The sequence below is a fragment of the Actinoplanes missouriensis 431 genome (assembly GCF_000284295.1).
Lineage (GTDB): Bacteria > Actinomycetota > Actinomycetes > Mycobacteriales > Micromonosporaceae > Actinoplanes > Actinoplanes missouriensis.
The window spans coordinates 5156047-5178093 of sequence record NC_017093.1 but is presented as its reverse complement, the minus strand read 5'-3'; the positions used below and the strand labels follow the sequence as shown (position 1 = coordinate 5178093).

General features: G+C 70.7%; 16 protein-coding genes. 12 read left to right on the top strand and 4 right to left on the bottom strand.

Going from position 1 to position 22047, the window contains the following annotated elements:
- Positions 1 to 55 precede the first annotated feature (55 nt).
- The 4 genes from AMIS_RS24180 (at position 56) to AMIS_RS24165 (ending at position 5075) form a co-directional block, all read left to right on the top strand.
- Positions 56 to 1366 (top strand): ABC transporter substrate-binding protein, encoded by a 1311-nt coding sequence (locus AMIS_RS24180; RefSeq protein ID WP_041830029.1) that lies wholly within the window; start codon positions 56 to 58, stop codon positions 1364 to 1366.
- A 112-nt stretch (positions 1367 to 1478) separates the two neighbouring features.
- Complete coding sequence (locus tag AMIS_RS24175; protein WP_014445027.1) at positions 1479 to 2405, top strand: carbohydrate ABC transporter permease; 927 nt, start codon at positions 1479 to 1481, stop codon at positions 2403 to 2405.
- Positions 2405 to 3223 carry a carbohydrate ABC transporter permease gene (locus AMIS_RS24170; RefSeq protein WP_014445026.1) on the top strand — a complete coding sequence of 273 codons (819 nt, stop codon included), beginning with the start codon at positions 2405 to 2407 and terminating at the stop codon, positions 3221 to 3223. The genes AMIS_RS24175 and AMIS_RS24170 overlap by 1 nt, the downstream gene beginning before the upstream one ends.
- Before the next feature lie 7 nt (positions 3224 to 3230).
- Positions 3231 to 5075 (top strand): glycoside hydrolase family 127 protein, encoded by a 1845-nt coding sequence (locus tag AMIS_RS24165; protein WP_014445025.1) that lies wholly within the window; start codon positions 3231 to 3233, stop codon positions 5073 to 5075.
- 273 nt (positions 5076 to 5348) lie between these two features.
- Here the strand turns inward: AMIS_RS24165 and AMIS_RS24160 are convergent, their stop codons facing one another.
- Positions 5349 to 6068, bottom strand: a complete 720-nt coding sequence (locus tag AMIS_RS24160; RefSeq protein WP_014445024.1) for a PH domain-containing protein — start codon at positions 6066 to 6068, stop codon at positions 5349 to 5351.
- Between the two features lie 139 nt (positions 6069 to 6207).
- Here AMIS_RS24160 and pgi point away from each other — a divergent pair, with 139 nt between their 5' ends.
- From pgi to AMIS_RS24135, 5 genes are all read left to right on the top strand, one after another.
- Positions 6208 to 7836 (top strand): glucose-6-phosphate isomerase, encoded by a 1629-nt coding sequence (gene pgi, locus AMIS_RS24155; RefSeq protein ID WP_014445023.1) that lies wholly within the window; start codon positions 6208 to 6210, stop codon positions 7834 to 7836.
- A gap of 32 nt (positions 7837 to 7868) precedes the next feature.
- Positions 7869 to 8966 (top strand): winged helix DNA-binding domain-containing protein, encoded by a 1098-nt coding sequence (locus AMIS_RS24150; RefSeq protein ID WP_014445022.1) that lies wholly within the window; start codon positions 7869 to 7871, stop codon positions 8964 to 8966.
- A gap of 31 nt (positions 8967 to 8997) precedes the next feature.
- A complete protein-coding gene (locus AMIS_RS24145) occupies positions 8998 to 10308 on the top strand; it encodes a carbohydrate-binding protein (protein ID WP_014445021.1) in 1311 nt (436 codons plus the stop codon).
- A gap of 104 nt (positions 10309 to 10412) precedes the next feature.
- Positions 10413 to 11435 carry an alpha/beta hydrolase gene (locus AMIS_RS24140; RefSeq protein WP_014445020.1) on the top strand — a complete coding sequence of 341 codons (1023 nt, stop codon included), beginning with the start codon at positions 10413 to 10415 and terminating at the stop codon, positions 11433 to 11435.
- A gap of 25 nt (positions 11436 to 11460) precedes the next feature.
- Positions 11461 to 15654 carry an FtsK/SpoIIIE domain-containing protein gene (locus AMIS_RS24135; RefSeq protein ID WP_014445019.1) on the top strand — a complete coding sequence of 1398 codons (4194 nt, stop codon included), beginning with the start codon at positions 11461 to 11463 and terminating at the stop codon, positions 15652 to 15654.
- An 81-nt stretch (positions 15655 to 15735) separates the two neighbouring features.
- Here the strand turns inward: AMIS_RS24135 and AMIS_RS24130 are convergent, their stop codons facing one another.
- The gene (locus tag AMIS_RS24130; RefSeq protein ID WP_014445018.1) at positions 15736 to 16302 is read right to left on the bottom strand and encodes a TetR/AcrR family transcriptional regulator; all 567 of its coding nucleotides are present in this window, start codon (positions 16300 to 16302) and stop codon (positions 15736 to 15738) included.
- A gap of 52 nt (positions 16303 to 16354) precedes the next feature.
- Between AMIS_RS24130 and AMIS_RS24125 the strand changes: the two genes are divergently transcribed.
- Positions 16355 to 18118 (top strand): ABC transporter ATP-binding protein, encoded by a 1764-nt coding sequence (locus AMIS_RS24125; RefSeq protein WP_197537968.1) that lies wholly within the window; start codon positions 16355 to 16357, stop codon positions 18116 to 18118.
- Between the two features lie 21 nt (positions 18119 to 18139).
- Here the strand turns inward: AMIS_RS24125 and AMIS_RS24120 are convergent, their stop codons facing one another.
- Entirely contained in the window at positions 18140 to 18829 is a 690-nt protein-coding gene (locus AMIS_RS24120) for a hypothetical protein (RefSeq protein ID WP_014445016.1), read from the bottom strand.
- A 46-nt stretch (positions 18830 to 18875) separates the two neighbouring features.
- Entirely contained in the window at positions 18876 to 19994 is a 1119-nt protein-coding gene (locus AMIS_RS24115) for an amylo-alpha-1,6-glucosidase (protein WP_041830027.1), read from the bottom strand.
- Between the two features lie 251 nt (positions 19995 to 20245).
- On the opposite strand from AMIS_RS24115, the gene AMIS_RS24110 reads away from it, so the two are divergent.
- Together AMIS_RS24110 and AMIS_RS24105 are read left to right on the top strand one after the other, a co-directional pair.
- Positions 20246 to 21352, top strand: coding sequence for an LLM class flavin-dependent oxidoreductase (locus tag AMIS_RS24110; protein WP_014445014.1), 1107 nt, complete (start codon positions 20246 to 20248; stop codon positions 21350 to 21352).
- Entirely contained in the window at positions 21349 to 21963 is a 615-nt protein-coding gene (locus AMIS_RS24105) for an FMN reductase (RefSeq protein ID WP_014445013.1), read from the top strand. Before AMIS_RS24110 ends, AMIS_RS24105 begins: the two co-directional genes overlap by 4 nt.
- The last annotated feature ends 84 nt before the right edge of the window (positions 21964 to 22047 follow it).

Here is a 22047-nt window from a genome sequence, read left to right as displayed (position 1 = left end):
ATACGGTGGCAACTCCGAAACATAAGTCCGAAACGCGGTTTCGAGGAGGAACACAGTGAGGACACGGATAACCCGGGGCTACCGCAGAGCGGTCGCCTCGCTGGCGGTTCTGGGACTGGTCGCCGCCATGGCGGCCTGCGGATCGAGCGACGACGAGGCGGGCGGATCGTCCGGCGCCATCACGGCGGAGGGCACCGACGACGGCGCGGAGCTGACCCTGTGGACCCGGGCGCCGCTCGAGCTGCAGGCCAAGGCGCTCGTCGACGCGTACAACAAGACGCACAAGAACCAGGTGAAGCTGACCATCGTCCCGAACGACGACTACGTCGCGAAGGTGGGTGCGGCGGCCGGCAGCGGCGACCTGCCGGACCTGTTCGCGGCGGACATCGTCTACGTGCCGAACTGGACGAAGGCCGGTCTGTTCAGCGACATGACCGAGCGGATCGGCAAGCTGCCGTACGCCGACAAGATCAACCAGGGGCACGTCAAGGCCGGCACGTACGAGGGCAAGGAGTACGTCCTGCCGTTCGTCCTCGACCTCTCGGTGATCTTCTGGAACAAGAAGCTCTACAAGGAGGCGGGCCTCGACCCGGAGAAGGGCCCGACCACCCTCGACGAGTTCAAGTCGCAGGCCCTGGCCGTGCAGAAGCTGAACAAGCCGGACACCTACGGCACCTACTTCGGCGGCAACTGCGGCGGCTGCAACGTCTTCACCTGGTTCCCCATGGTGTGGGCCAGCGGCGAGGAGGTCATGGACGCCGAGGGCACGAAGGCGCTGCTCGACGGCCCGGCCGCGCAGAAGGTCTACTCCACCTGGCGTGACCTGCAGACGGCCGGCGCGGTGCACCCGGGCTCCAAGGACGAGACCGGCGCCACCTGGGTCGCCGCGTTCCAGGAAGGCAAGATCGGCGTGATGCCGTACCCGGCCACGCTGCTGAAGACGGCCGCGAAGACCGTGGACGTCGGCGTGACCCCGATCCCGGGCGTCAGCGGCGGCCAGTCCACGTTCGTCGGCGGCGACGGCATCGGCATCTCCAAGGACTCCAAGAAGGCCGACCAGGCGTGGAACTTCCTCTCCTGGCTGACCTCGGAGGACGCGCAGGTCGGCGTGCTCGCCGCGAACGACAGCTCGGTGGCGCGCAGCGACCTGGCCGACAACCAGTACTCGTCCAAGGACCCACGAGTCGCCATGATCAACAAGGTGGCGGGTGAGCCGGCGAGCAAGACGCCGTACGCCGTCAACTTCCAGCAGGCCTACAACGCGCCGGGCAGCCCCTGGGTGACCCTGCTGCGCAACCAGGTCTACGGCGACGCCGGGGCGCTGGCCGCCGACAACAGCGCCGTCACCGGCGTGCTGGGTCAGTAGCCGAGGTAGCCACGAGCGGCGGGCAGCGCCGGGACGGCCGGAAAGCCGCCGGCCCCGGCACTGCCCGCCCGTACCGGAGCGCTCAGACCGTACCCGAGAAGGAAGCGCAAGCATGGCACCTGCAACGACCCTCACCAAACCGCCGGAAGGCGCGACAGCGCCGCCCGGCACACCCCGCAACCGGAAGAAGCGCGGCGGGCAGGCGCTGACCGGATGGGCCTACGCCGCGCCGACCGCCCTCTTCGTCCTGATCTTCTTCGTGGCGCCGATCCTGCTGGTCGGGCAGATGTCGGTCTCGGACTGGGGACTGTTCGCCGGCAACCGCGGCGTCAACGCGCCGGAGAACTTCACCGATGTCCTCGACGACCGCCTGTTCTGGCCGGCGGTCTGGTTCACGGTCAAGTACACGGTCGTGACCACAGTGATCCTTCTCGGACTCGCGCTCGGGCTGGCGATGCTGGTCCAGGAGGCGAACCGGTGGACCGGCTTCCTGCGCACCTCGTTCCTGGTGCCGAGCGCGCTGGGCCTCGCGTCGGCGTCGCTGCTGTTCTACGCGCTGTACTCCCCGCAGAGCACACCGCTGGAGTTCCTCGGCATCGACTCGTTCCTCGGCACCCCCAACGCGGCGCTCTGGTCCACGGTGGCCCTGATCGTCTGGCGGTTCGCCGGCTTCTACATGCTGTTGCTGCTGGTCGGGTTGCAGGGCATCTCCGGCGACGTCTACGAGGCGGCGCGTCTCGACGGCGCGAACCGGTGGCAGACCTTCCGGTACGTCACAATCCCGCTGCTGAAGAGCTCGCTGGCGCTCTGCGCGATCCTCTGCGTGACCGGCTCCATGCTCGCCTTCGACCAGTTCTACATCCTGACCAAGGGCGGTCCGGACAACAGCACGCTCACCATCGTGCAGCTGGTCTACAACTTCGCCTTCTTCGGTCAGAACAACCTCGGCAAGGCCGCCGCCCTCTCGGTCCTGGTCCTGGGCGCCCTGCTGGTCGTCAACCTGATCCAGTTCCGCGGCCTGCGCGAGAAGGAGAGCTGATGCGCTCGCTGTTGATCCGTACGCCGCAGCACGTGCTCGCCGGCGGCCTCGCCATCGTCTTCCTCTTCCCGCTCGCCTGGGCCGCCGTCGCCAGCGTCAGCCCGCAGGCCGGCACCGCGCAGACCGACGGCTGGGGCTTCGGCAACTACGAGACCCTCGCCAACTATCAGGCCGGGGTCGGGCAGTACCTGCTGAACTCGGCCGTCGTGTCCCTGCTGACCGTGGCGTTCACCCTGGTCGTCAGCGTGTTCGGCGGGTACGCGTTCGCGATGTTCCGGTTCCCCGGGCGCAACGTGCTGTTCCTGGTCACCCTGGCGATCCTGATGGTGCCGTACGCGACCCTGCTGATCCCGCTCTACGTCCTGCTCAACCAGCTCGGCCTGCAGGGCTCGCTGGTCGGGCTGGCGCTCGTGCTCACCATGTTCCAGCTGCCGTTCGCCGTCTTCATGATGCGGATCAGCTTCGAGGCGATCCCCGGCGAGCTGCGCGAGGCGGCGCTGATCGACGGCTGCGGCTCGTTCCGGGCGCTGCGCCACATCCTGGTCCCGGCCGTCAAACCCGGCCTGATCACGGTCGGCCTGTTCGCGTTCCTGGCCGCCTGGAACGACTTCATCACGCCGCTGGTGCTGATCAGCGATTCCGACAAGGCGCCGCTCCCGCTCGCCGTCGCGAACATGCGTCAGCAGGTCATGGGCATCGTCGACTACGGAGCGACGGAGGCCGGCGTGGTGGTCCTCGCGCTGCCCTGCGTGCTGCTCTTCCTCGCCCTCCAGCGGCACTACGTCCGCGGTTTCATGTCCGGCGCTCTCAAAGGGTGATCATCCAGTGACGATTCCTGTTTCTCCAAGCCATGGCACGCTGCGGCCGCTGGGCCTGAGCGAGGTCACCCTGAAACCCGGCTTCTGGCAGCGCCGCCAGGAGGTCAACCGGACCGCCACGCTGGCGCACATCGAGCACTGGCTGGAGAAGGCCGGCTGGCTCGGCAACTTCTCCGCCCCGCCGGACGAGCGCCGCGGCCGCGAGTTCGCGGACAGCGAGGTCTACAAGTTCCTCGAGGCGATGGCGTGGGAACTCGGGCGCCACCCCGACCCCGAGCTGGAGGCCCGCTACCAGAAGATCGTCGCCCGGGTCGCCGAGGCGCAGGAGGCGGACGGGTACCTCAACACCAACTTCGGCCGGCCCGGCCAGCCGCCCCGGTACAGCGACCTGGAGTGGGGACACGAGCTCTACTGCTACGGACACCTGATCCAGGCCGCGGTCGCCCGGGCCCGCACGTTCGGCGCGGATCAGCTGGTCGACGTTGCGGTCCGGGCCGCCGACCACGTCTGCGACGTCTTCGGCCCCGGCGGCATCGCCTCGGTCTGCGGCCACGCCGAGATCGAGCCGGCGCTGGTCGAGCTCTACCGGGTCACCGGCAACGCCCGGTACCTCGAACAGGCCCGGCTCTTCGTGGAACGGCGCGGCCACCAGATCCTCGACGACATCGAGTTCGGCCGGGCGTACTTCCAGGACGACATGCCGGTCCGGGACGCCACCGTGCTGCGCGGCCATGCCGTCCGGGCGGTCTACCTGGCGTCCGGCGCGGTGGACGTCGCGGTGGAGACCGGCGACACCGAGCTGCTCGACGCGGTCGCCACCCAGTGGAGCAACGCGGTGGCCCGCCGGGTCTACATCACCGGAGGTATCGGATCGCGCCATCAGGACGAGGCGTTCGGTGACGACTTCGTGCTCCCGCCGGACCGGGCGTACTCCGAGACGTGCGCGGGGGTCGGCTCGGTGATGCTCGCCTGGCGGCTGCTGCTCGCCCAGGGCGAGCAGCGTTACGCCGACCTGATCGAGCGGACCCTGTTCAACGTGATCGCCACGTCGCCCTCGGACGACGGGACCCGCTTCTTCTACACCAACACGCTGCACCAGCGCGTCCTCGGCACCGAACCGCCCGCCGACGAGCTGGTGCCGCGGGCCGCGTCGACGCTGCGGGCACCCTGGTTCTCGGTCTCCTGCTGCCCGACGAACCTGGCCCGCACGTTCGCCGGCCTGGCCGCCTACGTCGCGACCTCCTCCGACGAGGGCCTGCAGATCCACCAGTACGCCGCCGCGTCCATCCGGGCCGCCGGCATCGGCCTGGAGATCGACACCGACTACCCGGTGAGCGGCCGGGTGTCGATCCGGATCACCGAGTCGCCGGCCGAATCGTGGACGCTCACGCTGCGGGTCCCGCACTGGGCCGACGGCGCGACGGTGGACGGCGAGCCCGTCACGCCCGGTCCGGTGCACCTGCGCCGCCGCTTCGCGCCCGGCGACACCGTCGTGCTCGATCTTGCGGTCCGCCCCCGGCTCACCGCCCCCGACCCCCGCATCGACGCGGTACGGGGGTGCGCGGTCGTCGAGCGTGGCCCGGTCGTGTACTGCGCCGAGTCGGTGGACCTGCCCGAGGGTGTGGCCGTCGACGCGCTGCGGCTGGACGCCGAGGGGGGACTGGCCGACCGGGACGGCGGGGTGGAGGTGACCTGTCACGTGTCGCCGCCGGTGGACGGGGCGTGGCCCTATGGTCCGGCGCGGCCTGCGGGGGACGGGGGTGAGCGGGTGCCGGTGATGTTGCGGCCCTATCACGACTGGGCGTCGCGGGGGCCGTCGACGATGCGGGTCTGGTTGCCGCTGGGGGAGTAGCGCGGTGATGGGCGTACGCGGGTTGACGGCGCGTGCGCCCATCGGCGTTTCCGCTGATGGGTGGGGGAATGGCGGGCCCTGGAGTCCTTCCACGTCGCGTCGGCGGGGGCACACGGTGACCCCCAGCGGGGGTGGGAGCACACGGAAGCTTCGGCCGGCGTGGGTGAGGGCACACCGTTGTGCTGCGTGTGACCTGATCACGGCTATGGCGTAGGCCAGGGCTCACGATCGCGCTATGTGTGCTCTCGTCCGCTCAGGGACGCCGGCTCCCGCTCACGCGCCGCCCGAGCCCGGGGCCGAGCCCGGATCAGCCGCTCCCGCACTGATGTGGGCACGCTCGCCGGGAGCGGCCAGGTAACGGCGCATCGTCCCGGCCACCAACGACGGCTCCACACCGTCGAACTCCAAGGTTCGCCGGCTGGTCGTCCACCCGCTGACGGTCACCTGATCAGGATCGGCCAGCCGGAGGCGCACGCGTACCCGGCCGCTGTCCGTGAGATGAACACCGGCGATCGCCTGCCAGGGGATCACCACGGTCCCGGCGTACTTCTCGTTGCGCAGGCCCTCCGGGGTGAGCGTGAGCCGTACCCCGTACCACAGGCCCCGGGGGTAAAGGGCGAGCGCCGCGATCAGCGCAACCACCCCGAGGGGTTTCGGGATGCCCATCGGGGTGGTTCCGGCCGGGTCGAGGGCGAGCGCGCCGAGCAGGGCGAGATGAGCGACGCCGACGAGGGGGAGGCCGCCGGTGCGCGGCGTGTGCAGGGCGCTGCCGTCCACGTCGAAGGCGGTCGCCGGGCGGCGCGTCGAGGGTGCGACCAGGGTGGTCAGGTAGAGCACGTCGGCGGTGAGGAAGAGCAGCAACAGCCACGGCGCGAGGAGATCGGGGTCCGCGCCGAGCGCCCGGGCGAGTACCGCGCCCGTCACCAGCGTGGCCGTGCCGACCAGGATCGGGCGGCGATGCCGGGCGACGGCCGTGGACAGGCGGCGGATCATCGCCGGAGTCTAGGGCTCTCCGGTGAGTATGTGATCAAGACTGGGTCCGCCATGAGCGCGGATCGTCTGCATCGGGAAGAACTCCGTGCCACGATGGCCGAGTTGTGCTAGTTACAAAATCCGGTCCGGAGTGGGAGAGATGAGCGAACACGTTTCCGACAGCACCGAGTGGCAGAGCCTGCAGGGGCTCGCGGAGAAGTTCTCGGCGGTGCACCTTCGCGACCTGTTCGGCAGTGACCCGCAGCGGGGCACGCGCTATGCCGCCGAGGTGGCCGACCTGTATGTGGACTACAGCAAGAACCTGGTCACCGACGAGGTGCTGAGCGCCCTGTTCGCGCTGGCCCAGCGGGCGAAGCTCGGCGAGAAGATCACCGCGATGTTCGCCGGCGAGCACATCAACGTGACCGAGGACCGGGCGGTGCTGCACACCGCGCTGCGCCTGCCGCGGACCGCGAAACTGACCGTCGACGGCCAGGACGTGGTCGCCGACGTGCACGAGGTGCTGGACCGGATGGGCGCCTTCGCCGACAGGGTACGGTCGGGCGAGTGGACCGGGCACACCGGTCAGCGGATCACCACGATCGTGAACATCGGCATCGGCGGGTCCGACCTGGGGCCGGTGATGGCGTACGAGGCGCTGAAGGACTACACGCAGCGCGACATCGAGTGCCGTTTCGTCTCGAACATCGACCCGACGGACCTGTACGAGAAGACGCGCGACCTGGACCCGGCGAGCACCCTCTTCATCGTCTGCTCGAAGACGTTCACGACGCAGGAGACGCTGACCAACGCCCGTGAGGCGCGCAAGTGGCTGCTGGCGGCGCTCAACGACGACGCGGCCGTCGCCAAGCACTTCGTGGCGGTCAGCACGAACGCCGAGAAGGTCGCCGACTTCGGCATCAACACCGAGAACATGTTCGGCTTCTGGGACTGGGTCGGCGGCCGTTACTCGCTCCCGTCCGCGGTCGGCCTCAGCGTGCTCATCGCGATCGGCAAGGAGCGGTTCGCCGAGATGCTCTCCGGCTACCACGCCGTCGACGAGCACTTCCGGACCACCCCGATCGAGCGCAACGTGCCGGCGCTGCTCGGCCTGCTCAACGTCTGGTACGACACGTTCCTCGGCGCCCAGTCGCACGCCGTCCTGCCGTACGCGCAGTACCTGCACCGCTTCGCCGCCTACCTCCAGCAGCTGACCATGGAGAGCAACGGCAAGGCGGTGCGGTTGAACGGCGACCCGGTGAGCTTCCAGACCGGCGAGGTCTTCTGGGGTGAGCCCGGAACCAACGGGCAGCACGCGTTCTACCAGCTCATCCACCAGGGCACCAAGCTGATCCCGGCGGACTTCATCGGCTTCAGCCTGCCGAACCACGACATCGGCGAGATGCACGACCTCTTCATGTCGAACTTCCTGGCGCAGACCGGCGCGCTCGCGTTCGGCAAGACCCTGGAGCAGGTCAAGGCCGAGGGCTCCAGCGAGAAGGTGGCGCCGCACCGGGTGATGCAGGGCAACCACCCGACCACGACGATCCTCGCCGAGAAGCTCACGCCTGCCACGTTCGGGCAGCTGGTGGCGCTCTACGAGCACATCACGTTCACCCAGGGCGTGATCTGGGAGATCAACTCGTTCGACCAGTGGGGTGTCGAGCTCGGCAAGGCGATGGCGAACCAGGTCGCGCCGAAGCTGACCTCGGCGGACGCTCCGGCCGACGACGCGGACTCCTCGACGAACGCCCTGATCAAGCGGTACCGGGCGGCTCGCGGCCGCTGAAAATGTCGTAGGCGGTCTCTAGGCTCGGTGCCGTGGATTCTTCAGCGGCACTGAGCCTCCGCCTGCGCAGCCTGCTGCTCGCCGGCGCGGACGATGCCGGCGCGGACGATGCCGGCGCCGGCGACCGATCGGTCAGCGGCGTCGTCGAGTGGTTCGGCGCCATGCAGGCGCAGGACCTCAACAGCGTGCTCTGGTCGCTCGGCCTGCGCACCGGCCTGGCGCTGCCCGAGGTGGTCGCCGCCACCGAGGACCGCTCGGTCGTGCGCACCTGGCCGATGCGCGGCACGGTCCACCTCGTCCCGTCCGCCGACGCGCACTGGATGCTCGATCTCACCGGCGTCCGCCAGCTCACCAGCGTCGCCAAACGCTGGGATTATCTCGGTCTCGACGAGAAGACCGCCCACCGGTCGATGGAGATCCTCGCGGCCGCCCTCGCCTCCGGCGGCGGGCGGCTGACGCGGTCCGCGTGCCTGGGCGCGCTCCGCGAGGGCGGCATCGACGTCAGCGGTCAGCGCGGTTACCACCTTCTCTGGTACGCGTCTCAGCGCTCCCTGACGGCGATCGCCCCCAACATCGGGGCCGAGCAGACCTTCGTGCTGCTGGACGACTGGGTCCCGGGGCGGTTCACGCCGTCCTCACGGGAGGAGGGCCTGGCGATCCTGGCGCAGCGGTTCTTCCGGTCGCACGGTCCGGCCACGGTGAAGGATTTCGCGGGCTGGACCGGTCTCGGCGTCCGGGACGCGCGGGCCGGGATCGCCGGGGCGGGCCTGGCCGCCGTCGACGTCGAGGGGATCGAGATGTGGGCGGATCCCGCGGTGCTGGACGCCGGGCCGGTGCGCGGGTGCTGGGCGCTGCCGGGCTTCGACGAGTACCTGCTGGGTTACAAGGACCGGACGCTGATGGCGTCCGCGGAGCAGCTCGCGAAGATCATCCCGGGTGGGAACGGGGTGTTCCAGTCGACGCTGGTCCTCCACGGGCAGGTGGTGGCGACCTGGAAACGGTCCATCGGGAAGCGGGCTGTCACGGTCACGGTGCTCCCCCTCGTACCCATGGATGGTGATGATTTCGCTGGTGTGCTGTCGGATTACGCCGCTTATCTGGGGGTGCCGTTAATAGTTAAGAACCCTTGATATTTACTGATGTGAACGCCACTATGTGCCCATGAGACTTCGACGCGGGTTGATGGCGTTGATCGCCGGAGTGGTGGTGGCGGCCGGGTCCGTGATGGCGTTCTCGCCGAGCGGATCAGCGGCGGTGGCGTGTTCCTCGACGACGTGGGCCGAGGGGGTGTCGTATACGGCGGGGCAGCAGGTCACCCATCAGGCGCGCCTGTATCAGGCCCTGGTCACGCACACCGCGTGGGCGGGCGCGGGGTGGACGCCGTCCACGACGCCGACCCTGTGGCGCGATCTCGGAGAGTGCAGCGGGGGCGGAACCACGTCGCCCTCGCCGTCGGTGTCGGTGTCGGTGTCGGTGTCACCCTCGTCCTCCCCGTCGCCGTCCGTGTCCACCAGCCAGCCCGCGTGCGCCGTCAAGGGGCGGCCGGCCGGCAAGGTGCTCCAGGGGTACTGGGAGAACTGGGACGGCGCGTCCAACGGCGTGCACCCCGGCATGGGCTGGATCCCGATCAACGACAGCCGGATCACCCAGCACGGCTACAACGTGCTGATGGCCGCGTTCCCGGTGATCCGCTCGGACGGCACGGTCCTCTGGGAGAACGGCATGGACGCCGGGGTGAAGGTGCCGACCCCCGCCGAGATCTGCGCCGCGAAGGCGCGGGGCGCGACGGTGCTGATGTCGATCGGCGGGGCGGCCGCCGGCATCGACCTGAGCTCCAGCGCCGTCGCCGACCGGTTCGTCGCGACGATCGTGCCGATCCTCAAGGCCGGCAACTTCGACGGCATCGACATCGACATCGAGACCGGCCTCTCCGGCAGCGGCAGCATCACCACGCTGTCGCCGTCGCAGGCGAACCTGATCCGGATCATCGACGGGGTGCTCGCCGCGATGCCGCCGGCCTTCGGGCTCACCATGGCGCCGGAGACGGCGTACGTGACGGGCGGCAGCGTCACCTACGGGTCGATCTGGGGCTCGTACCTGCCCGTCATCAAGAGGTACCTGGACAACGGCCGTCTGTGGTGGCTGAACATGCAGTACTACAACGGATCGATGTACGGGTGCTCCGGTGACTCGTACGCGGCCGGCACCGTGCAGGGCTTCACCGTGCAGACCCAGTGCCTGAACAACGGCCTCACCATCCAGGGCACGACCATCAGGATCCCGTACGACAAGCAGGTCCCCGGCCTGCCCGCCCAGCCCGGCGCCGGTGGCGGATACATGACGCCGTCGCTGGTGACCCAGGCGTGGAACAGCGTCCCCGGGCTCAAGGGCCTGATGACCTGGTCGATCAACTGGGACGGTTCGAAGGGCTGGACCTTCGGCGACACGGTGAAGGGCCTGCAGGGCCGCTGACCCGTTCCCGCGCGACGCCGGCCCGGCCGTCCCGGGCCGGCGCCGCCGTCGCGGCGGTCGAACGCGGGGCCACGAGACCGCGCAGTGGTGGTTGACTCGGCATCATGTTCAGTGAACTCGAAGGAACCCTGCATCAGGAGACCATCGACTCGGTTCTGCTGAGGGACAACCCGCTCGGCGACCCGCACGTGCGCCCGCTCTGGGTCTACACCCCGCCCGGTTACGCGGAGAGCAGCGACCGCTATCCCACCGTCTACGTGATCCAGGGCTACTCCGGACAGGTCGAGATGTGGGGCAACCGCCAGGCCTTCCGGCAGCCGTTCGTCGTCACCGCCGACCAGGTGTTCGCCCACGGCCGGGCGCCGGGCTGCATCCTGGTCTACGTGGACGCGTGGACCGCGTACGGCGGCTCGCAGTTCGTCGACTCGCCCGGCACCGGGAAGTATCACTCGTACCTCTGCGACGAGGTGGTCCCGCACGTCGACGCCCGGTACCGCACGATCGCCGCCGCCGGATCCCGCGCGATCTCCGGCAAGTCCTCCGGCGGCTTCGGCGCGATGATCACCCCGATGCTGCGGCCCGACCTGTTCGGCGCGCTCGCCACCCACGCCGGTGACGCCCTCTACGAGTACTGCTACCTCAACGAGTTCGCCAAGTCGGCCCGAGCCCTGCGCGAATACGACCACGACATCATGAAGTGGTGGACCGACTTCAACTCCCGGGTCAGCCTGACCAAGGAGCACGACATGTCGCTCACCCTGCTCCTGGGCTGCACCGCAGCCTTCTCCGCCGACCCGGACGGCACCCCGCGCCTGCCCTTCGACCCGCGTTCCGGCGTGCTCATCCCGGAGCTCTGGGACCGCTGGCTGGCCTGGGACCCGATCCGCATGATCGACCGCTACGCCGACGCGCTGCGCGGCCTGCGCGCGGTCTGGATCGACGCCGGCACCCGCGACGAGTGGTTCCTCGACCTGGGCGCCGAGGCGTTCAAGGACGGCCTGCTCCGGATCGGCGTCCCGCAGGAACGGATCAGTTACGAGCTCTTCCCGGCTGCCCACGGCGGCATCGACTACCGCTACCCCCTGGCCGTCGAATGGCTCGCCCACCGCCTCGACCGTTCTTCTTGATCGATGTCCTTGGTTAACCTTGGTCGTGCACATCATCTATGCGCCGGGCCCGGCGGAGCCCTCGGGGCCGCCGGGGTTCGAGGTCGAGGTGCGCCCGCGCAGCCGGGATGCCACGCTCGCTGACCTCTTCCGGGCGCTCGGCGCGGCGGACCCCGGGCGCGTGATGATCGACGGCCGTGTCGTGGAGTCGGCGACGCCGATCGCCGGCTCCGGGCTGCACGAGGGGGCGGTGCTCACCCCGGCCGGGCCGGCCCGGGATCCGCGGCCGCTCCCGGTCGCGGCCGAGGTGGTCACGGTGGGTGGGCTGCGGGCCGGGCGGGTGTTCCCGCTGCCGCCCGGGCAGTGGCTGGTGGGTCGCGGCCCGCAGGCCGGGGTGCGGCTCGAGGACGAGACCGTGTCGCGGGAGCACTGTGTGCTCAGCGTCGGGCGGGACGCGGTCGGTGTGACGGATCTGGGGGCGGCCAACGGCGTACAGGTCAATGGGGTGAACCTGCGCGAACCCACCCTGATCTCGCCCGGTGATGTGCTCGGGGTCGGCGCGGTGGCGCTGGCCGTGCGCCGGCCCGGTGACGGCGACCGGCCGGCCGGGCTGGACCTGCGGCGGCATCTGGGGCGTGGCGGGACCGTGTCGTTCAACCGGCCGCCGCGGTCCGCGCCACCGGCCGCGCCGGACGAGATGACCGCGCCGCCGGAGCCGCGGGAGCCGTCGAAACCGCACTTCAGCCTCGCGTCGACGCTCGGCCCGCTGGTGCTCGCCGTGATCATGGTGGCGGTCACCCGGGATCTGCGGTTCGGTCTGTTCGCGCTGCTCTCACCGCTGATCGGGATCGGCACCTATGTGGAGTCGCGGCGCCGCAACCGGAAGGAGGCGGCCGAGGGGAGGAGGACGTTCGCGGCGGAGCTGGACACGCTCGACGAGCGGATCGCGGCGGCCGGTGCGGTCGAGCGGGACCGGCTGCGGCACATCCTCGCCGACCCGGCCGAGGCGTTGCGCCGCGCCGAGTTGCCCAGCACCCGGCTCTGGGAGCGGCGCCCGCACCACGAGGACTTCCTGCTGCTGCACGCGGGTCTCGCCGACCGCCCGTGGACGCCGCCGGTACGCGCCGACGGCGGCCGGCTGCCGGACGCGGTCGCCGAGCGGATCGCCGCGGCGCGCCTGCCGGCCGCGCCGATCGAGGTGAACCTGGGCGGGGGCGGGGTCGTCGGGATCACCGGTGACCGGGACGTCGCGCTGGCCGTGGCCCGCAGCCTGCTCTGCCAGGCCGCCGTCCACCACGGACCGGCCGACCTGACGATCGGCGTGTTCGTCGACGACGGCCGGGAACCGGTCTGGGACTGGTGCAAATGGCTGCCGCACACCCGGCTCGGCGACGACAGCGGGCAGTGGCTGTCGCACCGCCGGGACCGCAGCGACGCGATGCTCCGGCAGCTGGCAGCCGGGTCACACGGCGGGACCACGCTCGTCGTGCTGGATTCCGACGTCCTCACCGAGGGCGTCCACTCCCCGGCGCGGGACCTGCTCAACGCCGCCCGCATCCCCGCCCGGACGCCGTTCGAGGCGTCCCGGCCGGTGCCGGTCGCCGGGATCGTCCTGGCGGCGACCGCGGACCGGCTGCCCGCCGCGTGCGACACGGTGATCGAGATCGCCGGGCCGGACGGCGACGCGACGGTCCGGCGACCCGCGGAGGGGACCGCCGTGGGCAATGTTCTGCTGGCCGGGCTCGCCGTCGAGCAGGCGCGGACCGGTGCGCGGCGGCTGGCCCGCTTCGACGACCCGGAGCTGCGCCGCACCGGGGCGGGACTGCCCGACGGCGTACGCCTGCTGCCCATGCTCGGCCTGTCCCGGATCGACGCGCAGGCGATCCGGGACCGCTGGCGCCGCACCGACCCGGAGACCCTCGCCGCGCCGCTCGGGATGACCGGCCGCGGCGTCTTCACGCTCGACCTGATCCGGGACGGGCCGCACGGGCTGATCGGCGGCACCACCGGCTCCGGCAAGAGCGAGCTGCTGCGCAGCCTGGTCGCCGCCCTCGCCGCGAACGCCGGGCCGCAACAGCTGACGTTCGTCCTGATGGACTACAAGGGCGGCGCGGCGTTCGACGAGTGCGCGCGCCTGCCGCACACCGTCGGCCTCGTGACCGACCTCGACGAACAGCTCGGCGAGCGAGCGCTGCGCGCCCTCGAGGCGGAACTGCGGCGCCGGGAGCGCCGGCTGCGGGAGGTGCGGGCCGACAACCTCATCGAGTACGTCCGGAGCGGCGCGGCCGTGGATCACCCGATGCCGCGGCTGGTCGTGGTGATCGACGAGTTCGCCACCATGGCGAAGGAGCTGCCCGACTTCCTCACCGCGCTGGTCGGGATCGCGCAGCGCGGACGGACCCTCGGCGTGCACCTGATCCTCGCCACGCAACGGCCGTCCGGAGCCGTCAACGACAACATCCGCACGAACACGAACCTGCGGGTGGCGTTGCGCGTGCAGGACGCCGCCGACTCGATCGACGTGATCGGCGTGCGGGACGCGGCCGAGCTGAGCCGGCTGCTGCCGGGGCGGGCCTACGTGCGGCTCGGGCCGGGTGAGGTGGTGCCGATCCAGACGGCGCTCGTGACGACGGCGTCCGGTGGCGGCGATGACGCGCCGGTGGCGGTGATGCCGTTCGTGTTCGGGGCGGCGGCGGAACCCCGTACCCCGGCGATGGTGGAAAGCCCGAGCCGTACGGACCTCGCGCGTCTCGTCGACGCCGTCGCCGAGGCCGCCGGCGGCCTGCCGGCGCCGCACCGCCCGTGGCCGGAACCGCTCACCGGCGACCTGGACCTGGCCACCCTGCCGCCGTCGGACAGCCAGGCGGTCGCCGCGCTCGCCGACGACCCGGACAACCAGCGGCAGCACGCGATCGGGTGGGACCCGGCCGACGGGAACCTGCTGCTCCTCGGCATCACCGGCAGCGGCACCACGACCACCCTGATCGCGCTCGCGCTCAGCCTCGCCGTGGCCCGGCCGCCCGAGCAGCTGGAGATCTACGCGGTGGACTACGGGACCGGGGACCTGGCGGTGCTGGAGACGCTGCCGCACACCGGCAGCGTGATCGCCGCCGACGACCGGGAACGCCAGGTCCGGCTGATCCGGCACCTGCGCGCCGAACGGGACAGGCGCCGCTCCGGCGGGCCGCCGCGCCGCCCGATCGTGGTGCTGATCGACAACCTGTCGGCGCTGCGCGCCGCGTTCGACGACGTGGAGGGTCTCGCGCTCCTCGACGTGGTGACGCGGGTCTACGCGGACGGCACCGCGGCCGGGATCTGGTTCGCGGTGACCGCCGACCGGTTCAGCACCGTGCCGGCCGCGTGGACGTCGGTCACCACGCAACGCTGGCTGTTCCGGCTGCCCGACCCGTACGACTACGTGCAGGCCGGACTCTCCCGTAAGGACGTGCCGGCCCGGGTGCCCGGCCGTCTCGTCGCGCTGCCCTCGGGCCTGCAGGCCCAGGTCGGCCGCCCGTCGCCGTCGGCGGCCGCGATGGCGGCCCTGGTCGCCGCGAAGTACCCGGACGCGCCGCGCGTCGCCGCCCGGATCGGGGTGCTGCCGTCCGCGGTGACCGTCGCCGACCTGCCGGCCCCGGCGCTCGGCGACGAACCGTGGCGGGTGCCGATCGGCGTGCAGGAGTCGGATCTGGGTGCGGCGGCGCTGGTGCTCTACGAGGGCGATCACGCGCTGATCGCGGGCCCGGCCCGGTCCGGGAAGAGCACCGCGCTGCTCACCCTCGCCGCGGTGCTGCGCGGGCGGGCGTTCGTCGCGGCGATCGGCGGGCGGCGGTCCCCGCTGCGGGCAAGCGGGGACGTGGACCGGTTCGCGGACCCCGGCGGGCCGGCCGCCGCGCTCCTCGCCGACCTGCGCGGGGTCGCCGGGCCGGCGGTGCTGCTCGTTGACGACGCGGAGGGGCTGGACGACGCGGACGGCGCCATCGCGGGGCTGCTCGGGGCCGGGCTGCCCGACCTGCACGTGGTCGCCGCGGGGCGGGCGGACGCGCTGCGGACGCTCTACGGGCACTGGACCCACACCGTGCGGCGGGGGAAGGCGGGGCTGCTGCTGCGCCCCAACATCGACCTCGACGGGGACCTGCTGGGGGTGACGCTGCCGCGGCGCGCGCCGGTGCGCCTGGGGGTGGGGCGCGGCTATCTGATCCACAACGGCGAGTGGGACATCACGCAGGTGGCGCAGCCCTGAACCGGCGCCTCAGCCGCCGACGACGAGGCGCGCGCGGTCAGAGCTCCGCCGCGTGTGTCGCATTCCCGTCGCAGCGTGCGCTTACCCGCGCGGATGCAGCGAGTTCACCAGGCTGTGCAGCACGAGCCGCAGCGCCTCATGCCGCGAGACCTGCCGCTCGGCCAGATAGCTCCACCCCGCGTACAACTGCGCCCACAGCACGCTCTGCACCCAGTCCGCCGGCAGGCTGGGGTCGATGCTGCCGTCCGCATATCCGCGCCGCACCATCGCCTCGAACTCCGGATCGCAGCTGTCGCCCTCCGGCTCCGCGCCGCCCTCCAGCGTCACCTGGTTGTTGAAGAGCAGTGACAGGATGTCACCGAGGTCGAAGTACTCCTGACCGAGCCGCCGCACCGCCTCCGCGCCGGTGTCCTCGCCGATCCGCGCTCGCAGGCGGGCCGCCTCCAGCCGCCGGCCCGCTTCGACGTGCAGGGCGGTGACCAGCTCGGCCCGATCGGCGTAGTACCGGTGCAGCGTGGTCCGCCCCACCCCGGCCGCCACCGCCACGTCGCCGAGGGTCGCGCCGGGGTTGCGCGCGAAGACCGCCGTGGCGGCGTCGAGGATCGCTTGCCGGGTGCGCGCGCGGGACCCGGAGACGGTGTCGGTCACGGCGGCAGATTACCACTTGCCTATTATGGAACGTCAGTGTTCCACTGTGGGCATGCCGGAATCCACGAAGGTGCAGACCCTGCTGGCCGTGTTCCGACCCCACCGACGCACCATGCTTCTCGGCCTGATCCTCGGCCTGCTGGGCAGCGCCGCCGGGCTCGCCACCCCGATGGTCACCAAATGGGTGCTCGACTCGTTCGGCGCCGGCCTCGACCTGACCTCCCCGGTCGTCACGCTGCTGGTCCTGCTCGTCGCCGGCGCCGCGGTCGGCCTGTGGCAGTGGATCGTGATGGGCCGGCTGGCGCAGCGGATCGTCCTCGACGCCCGGACGTCGATCATCCGCCGATACTTCCAGGCGCGCGTCTACGACCTGCAGAAACGCTCCACCGGTGAGCTCGTCACGCGGGTCACCTCGGACACCGGCCTGCTGCACGAGGCGTCCGGCAGCATCGTCGGCCTGATCAACGCCGGGATCGGGCTGGCCGGCACGATCGTACTGATGGGTGTGCTCGATCTGACCCTGCTCGGCTGCACCCTCGCCGCGGTCGTGGTGGTGGCCGTGCTGATGTCGCTGCTGCTGCCCAAGATCGGGGCGGCGCAGACCGCCGCGCAGGAGTCGGTCGGCCGGCTCGGCGCGAACCTGGAGGGCGCGCTCCGGGCGATCCGCACCGTGAAGGCCAGCCGCGCCGAGGGCCGGCAGAGCGCCCGGGTCATCGGCAACGCGCAGGACGCCGCCCGGCACGGCATCCGCGCCGCCGAGGTCAGCGCGACGGTGTGGACGATCTCCTGGTCCGGCGTCAACTTCGCGGTGATCCTCATCCTGGCGGTCGGCGCGTGGCGGGCCAGCGAGGGGCTGCTCGAGGTGTCCACCCTCGTCGCGTTCCTGCTCTACGTCTTCCAGCTGATGGGCCCGATCACCGAGCTCACCCAGAATCTGACCGCTCTGCAGGCGGGGATGGCGGCCGCCGGCCGGATCAACGAGCTCAACGACATCACCCTCGAGAGCGGCAGGACCCTCGAGAGCCATGAGGCAACGGCATCACACCCCGATCCCACCGTACGGCCGGACGACGCCGTCATCGTGTTCGCCGGCGTCACCGCCCGTTACGGACCGGACGGCGAGCCCGCTGTCCACGGCGTCGACCTGGCCGTCCCGCGACGCGGGCACCTGGCGATCGTCGGGCCGTCCGGCGCCGGCAAGACCACGCTGTTCTCCCTGCTGCTCCGGTTCCTGGAGCCGCAGCACGGCCGGATCCTGCTGGACGGGCGGGACTACGCGTCCTACACGCCCGACCAGGTGCGGTCCCGGCTCGCCTACGTCGAACAGGAGACCCCGGTCGTGCCCGGGACGATCGCCGAGAACCTCCGCTACACCCACCCGGACGCCACCGACGACGAACTGCGCGACGTCCTGCGCGCGGTCCGGCTCGACGACAAGATCGAGGAGCTGCCGGACGGCTGGGAGACGTCCCTGGCCTCGACCGACGTCTCCGGCGGCCAGCGCCAGCGGATCGCCCTGGCCCGGGCGCTGCTGCGCACCCCCGACGTGCTGCTGCTCGACGAGGCGACCGCCCAGGTGGACGGCCTGACCGAGGCCGCCGTGCACGACTGCATCCGGGCACGCGCCGCGACCGGTGCGGTGGTCACGATCGCCCACCGCCTCTCCACGATCCTGGACGCCGACAGCATCGTGGTGATGGAGAACGGCCGGATCCGCGCCCAGGGCACTCACGCCGACCTGTACGCGGGGGACGAGCTCTACCGCGGGCTGGTGGAGGCCCTCCGCATAGCCGCCGAGCAGCCGGCCCCCGCCTGACGCCTTCCGCGCAGCGTCCTTCTACTCGACGGTGAGGGCCGCGTTCAGGTCGATCGACTGCAGGTACACCCGCTTCTCGTAGTGGCGGTACACCCAGAAGCCGAGAAGGAGCAACCCGACCGACGAGACGGCGAAGAGGCTGACGACCAGCGGAGCGTTGGACATGTGAAAGCCGGCTCCCCGGGCCAGGAAGGCGCTGACTACCAGACCGGCGATGTTCAGCACGTACAGCACGCCGAAACTCATCCGGTCGCGGACGAACATGCGGACCTCGGGATGCCGGCGAAGCCAGCTTTCCCATTCCAGGGCTGGGACGTCGCCCCCGAGGACCCGGTTGATCTTCACTTCGAGGCAGGACAGGAAGGCGCCGGCCCGGATGGATCGGAAGATCTCGACGAACCATACGCTGACGATGAAGATGCTGAGGAGAGGGACGACGAAGAGGAGCGCCAGGATCGCGATCAGCCTCTCCTCGACCTGGAGGGAGAGGCCGATGAGGACGGCTATGCCGGTGATACCGAACTGCATGATCGTTTGCTGGGCCTGCTGAGCCTGCAACGACTCGGCCCGCAGGCTTTGGTATTCAGCGAGAGCCACGGTGGTCCACCGCGAGACGTCCTGATCCTCGGTGCGGAAGGAGACCGGCATCTCGAAGGCGCGGTGATCGAGGATCTGCCGGCGCGTGTGGTGTCCAATGCGGGGAACTGGCATGGTCGGCCTCCCGTTCCGGATCGGATGGACGGCTCTAGTTACGTGTCTAGCAGCCCGACGCCAGTCCTGATCTGCCGTCCCAGCCGCTGGCGAGCGCCCACACCGCTCCGGCGGTCCAGGCCTGGAGCCGCGTGGCTCGTCCCGGAACGAACGGCGGGCCACCGTCCAGTGGCGCGGCATAGCACTCCGGCATGCATCGAAGGTGTTCGACAGCGTCCAGCACGCCCTTGCAGACGCGACCAGCCAGTTCGGTGGCGCCGTGGCGGCGCAAGGCCCCCCAGGCGAACCAGCATTCGAAGGGCCAGACGGCTCCGAGGTGGTACGCATCCGGGGAGAAGGACGCATGCTCGGGTGAGATGGTGCGTGGGCCCCAGCGGGTCATGAGAGCCTGCAACGCGGACACCGCCGGCTCGACCCGCGCGGGTTTCAGCAGGTCGGACCAGAGCATGATGCCGATCTCGCTGGCCTTGGTCGGCACCGCCCGCCCGTGGCCGTCGACCGCCAACGCCGGCCACGGTTGCCCGTGCCGGAAGAAGGCCTCGTCCACGGCGTCGGCAAGCTGTTCCGCGTCCGCCTCGAACCCGTGACAGCGAAGAGCGTGGTAAGCGAACGCCTGCGCGGAGGCGACCGCCACCGGAGCCTCCACCTGGGCGCCGCTGGGCCACCGGACGCCGGAACCCTCCTTGTCCCACAGGCCGTCCCGCCATCCCTGGTGGTAAAGCCCACCTTCACGGTGGCCGGCATAGGTGACGAGTCCGTTGGCCGCCAGGCTGGATCGCAGCCAGTGAAGGGCAGCGGTGACTGTCGCATCGGTGATCTTCAGCCTTGCGGCGAGGATGAGATAGAGAGAGGTGGAGTCCACCGACCCGAAATAGCGCAGGCTGCCGTCGGGCTCGACGGGCCACGCGCGATCCCGGTGCCACTGAGGTGCCACTTCCCAGTCCTCGTGCGGGATCTTCCCGGGCTCCTCGGCGGTCTCCGGGACGAGCCGCCTGCCCTGTCGCGACCCCAGCGCGTCGATGGTTGCGGTGGCGATGTGCGGCCGCACGGGGAGGGTCTGGAGGGCCGCGATGAGTGCGTCTCGGCCGAAGAGCGTGGCATAACGGCCAACCGGCTCGTCGGCTCCCGGGGCGGCCGACGCCGTCAGAAAGCCCTCGCCGGTCACGAGCCGATCGATGACGGAGAGAGCATTTTCCGCTGAGGCATACACAACCCTGGATCCCCTCGCCGCCTCCGGTGATCCTATTACGCCCGAAGGGAGCGGCGTCCGCGTGGTGGCCGGCTCGCCGCCCGCCACAGTGTGACCCCCGCCGCAGCACAAGTTCTTTGAATCTGAAATAGTTTCCGAGTCAAGGAAGTTGTGCAGGGCAGTACCGGGACGTCGAAGCCCCGGCCGGAGAGCACCAGGAGCGGGTCATGCAGTTCGGAATCTTCTCAGTTTCAGACATCACCACCGACCCCACCACCGGCCGGACCCCGACCGAGGCGGAGCGGATCAAGGACATCGTCACGATCGCGAAGCACGCGGAGGAGGTCGGCCTCGACGTGTTCGCGCTCGGTGAGCACCACAACGAGCCGTTCTTCTCCAGCTCGCCGACGACGACGCTCGCCTACATCGCCGCGCAGACGAAGACCCTGCAGCTCAGCACCGCCACCACGCTGATCACCACGAACGACCCGGTGAAGATCGCCGAGGACTTCGCGATGCTGCAGCACCTCGCGGACGGCCGCGTCGACCTCACGCTGGGTCGCGGCAACACCGGCCCGGTCTACCCCTGGTTCGGCAAGGACATCCGCGCCGGCATCCCCCTGGCGATCGAGAACTACGCGCTGCTGCACCAGCTGTGGCGTGAGCACGTCGTCGACTGGCAGGGCAAGTTCCGCACGCCGCTGCAGAGCTTCACCTCCACGCCGCGCCCGCTCGACGAGGTGCCGCCGTTCGTCTGGCACGGCTCGATCCGCAGCCCGGAGATCGCCGAGCAGGCCGCCTACTACGGTGACGGCTTCTTCGCGAACCACATCTTCTGGCCGAAGGAGCACACCCAGCGCATGGTGCAGCTGTACCGCCAGCGCTACGCGCACTACGGCCACGGCTCCGCCGACCAGGCGATCGTCGGCCTCGGCGGTCAGGTGTTCATGAACAAGAACAGTCAGGACGCGGTCAAGCAGTTCCGCCCCTACTTCGACAACGCGCCGGTCTACGGCCACGGCCCGACGCTGGAGGACTTCAGCCGGGAGACGCCGCTCACCGTCGGCAGCCCGCAGCAGGTCATCGACCGCACGCTGGGCTTCCGCGAGTACGTCGGCGACTACCAGCGCCAGCTGTGGCTGATGGACCACGCCGGCCTGCCGGTCAAGACGGTCCTCGAGCAGCTCGACATCCTCGGTTCCGAGGTCGTGCCGGTGCTGCGCAAGGAGTTCGCCGCCCTCAAGCCGGCCCACGTGCCGGACGCCCCGACGCACGCCTCGCTCCTCGCGGCCAAGCTGGCGAAGGACGCGAACAAGGAAGAAGTCCAGGCATGAAGCAGCGCAAGCTCGTCGTGATCAGTTCCGGACTCAGCCAGCCGTCGTCGACCCGCCTGCTCGCGGACCAGCTGTCCGCGGCGGCGGTCGGCGCCGCCGCCCAGCTCGGCGTCACGCTCGACACGCAGGTGATCGAGCTGCGGGACCTCGCCCACGAGATCACCGACAACATGCTGACCGGCTTCGCCCCCACGAACCTGAAGCAGGCGCAGGAGGCGGTCACCGCCGCCGACGCCCTGATCGTGGTGACCCCGGTGTTCAGCGCCAGTTACAGCGGCCTGTTCAAGTCCTTCGTCGACGTCCTCGACAAGGACGCCCTGGTCGACAAGCCGGTGCTGCTCGCCGCGACCGCCGGAACCGCCCGCCACTCGCTGGTCATCGAACACGCGCTACGACCGTTGTTCGCCTACCTGCGCGCCTCGATCCTGCCCACCGGCGTCTTCGCGGCCAGCGACGACTGGGGCGCCAACTCGGTCGAGGGCCCCCTGCGCGGCCGCATCGACCGCGCCGCCGCCGAACTCGCCCGCGAGGTCGAGCGCCGCGAACCCGCGGTGGTCACCGACCCGTTCGCCCTCACCTCCAACTTCGAGGACCTTCTCAAGAACCTCTGAGGTACGAAAGGACAGAAGTCCCCGAGAAGCCGCAGCGGCCTGGTTGCCACACCGGGCCGCTGCGCCGCTTTCGCTACGGGTGCA

Coding starts and splice junctions, on each gene's coding strand:
- AMIS_RS24125 (WP_197537968.1), top strand. CDS start 16,355: ATGCCGGAATCCACGAAGGTGCAGACCCTGCTGGCCGTGTTCCGACCC.
- pgi (WP_014445023.1), top strand. CDS start 6,208: ATGAGCGAACACGTTTCCGACAGCACCGAGTGGCAGAGCCTGCAGGGG.
- AMIS_RS24145 (WP_014445021.1), top strand. CDS start 8,998: ATGAGACTTCGACGCGGGTTGATGGCGTTGATCGCCGGAGTGGTGGTG.
- AMIS_RS24140 (WP_014445020.1), top strand. CDS start 10,413: ATGTTCAGTGAACTCGAAGGAACCCTGCATCAGGAGACCATCGACTCG.
- AMIS_RS24175 (WP_014445027.1), top strand. CDS start 1,479: ATGGCACCTGCAACGACCCTCACCAAACCGCCGGAAGGCGCGACAGCG.
- AMIS_RS24160 (WP_014445024.1), bottom strand. CDS start 6,068: ATGATCCGCCGCCTGTCCACGGCCGTCGCCCGGCATCGCCGCCCGATC.
- AMIS_RS24110 (WP_014445014.1), top strand. CDS start 20,246: ATGCAGTTCGGAATCTTCTCAGTTTCAGACATCACCACCGACCCCACC.
- AMIS_RS24105 (WP_014445013.1), top strand. CDS start 21,349: ATGAAGCAGCGCAAGCTCGTCGTGATCAGTTCCGGACTCAGCCAGCCG.
- AMIS_RS24120 (WP_014445016.1), bottom strand. CDS start 18,829: ATGCCAGTTCCCCGCATTGGACACCACACGCGCCGGCAGATCCTCGAT.
- AMIS_RS24170 (WP_014445026.1), top strand. CDS start 2,405: ATGCGCTCGCTGTTGATCCGTACGCCGCAGCACGTGCTCGCCGGCGGC.